The organism is Ruegeria sp. AL12 (genome assembly GCF_056540885.1).
Window position 1 is genome coordinate 1 of record NZ_JBQFXN010000071.1, and the last position, 1,042, is coordinate 1,042.

Genomic DNA, 1,042 nt, shown 5'->3' on the forward strand with positions numbered 1-1,042 from the left:
CTTGGCAGCCGGGTTGGCCTGGACCTCGTTCCAATCGCCGCTGGGCGCGGCGATGCCACTCTCCCAGGTCGTGATGCCGGCGGCGATGCGACCCAGCGCAATGTCATGATCGCGGTCGTAGCTGTTTTCGGCCAACCAGTCCGCCGGGAAGGTAACGATATTGCCCTCAGGCTGGAACGTGACTTGCAGGTCGCCCGCGACCACCTCGGCTGAACTGACCGAGATGTCGGCAGGAATATCGCCGATGGTGATCAGGCGCTGACCGTTGCCCGGCGCTCGGGTATCAGCGTCCAGCGCGTTGTCGCGCAGCCAGATGGCGTGGAAACGGGCCTTGGCCCCGGTGTCAAACGCGACTGTAACAATCGAGGTGTCGTGGGTGGCGGTGCGCAGCATTGGGGGTCTCCTGTTCGGCGCGAGCTTTGGTTGAGCAGATACGCCGTTCGTGGCATTACGACAATTAATCCTTATTTCGGCTGAGGCTTGGAAAAACTAATGGCTAAAAATAAGACTGGATTACCGCCACTGGATTGGTTGCGTGTGTTCGAAGCCGCTGGGCGTCTGGGCGGGTTCTCGGCCGCTGCGAAAGAGTTCGGGTTGACGCAGGCCGCTGTCAGCCAAAGGATCGGCAATCTTGAGGCGTGGCTGGGCCGGTCCCTGTTTGTGCGCGAGGCGCGCGGCGTGTCGCTGACGGTCGAAGGCGAAAGCTATCTGCCGCTGGTGCAGGACAGCCTGCTGGCGTTGGAACGCAACACTGAGGATCTGTTTGGAAAATCGCCACGCGAACTCAGGGTCGCCGGGTTGTCATCAAACATTCACGCCCTTGTTTTGCCGGCCCTGCCTGTGTTCCGAAATCTGCGCCCCGAGGTTCGGGTGATGACCGACTCGGTTGCGCGCCGGTCGTCGCTGGATGAGGAACGCACCTGGCTGCAAATCCGCTATGGCAGGGGGGTGTGGGCCGGGCGCGACGCGGTATTGGTCGCGCGCGAGGTGCTGGTGCCGATGGCCCCGCCGTGTGTTGGATGGGGTGGCCCCCTGGTCGTTT

2 protein-coding genes are annotated in these 1,042 nt (G+C 62.7%); one reads left to right on the forward strand and one right to left on the reverse strand.

Annotated elements, in window-relative coordinates; genetic code table 11:
- On the reverse strand, positions 1-393 hold a 393-nt coding region (locus ACR0C6_RS21405), incomplete at its 3' end, for a gamma-butyrobetaine hydroxylase-like domain-containing protein (RefSeq protein WP_480621125.1).
- 99 nt (positions 394-492) lie between these two features.
- On the opposite strand from ACR0C6_RS21405, the gene ACR0C6_RS21410 reads away from it, so the two are divergent.
- The coding region (locus ACR0C6_RS21410; protein ID WP_480621126.1) for a LysR family transcriptional regulator at positions 493-1,042 on the forward strand (550 nt) is incomplete at its 3' end.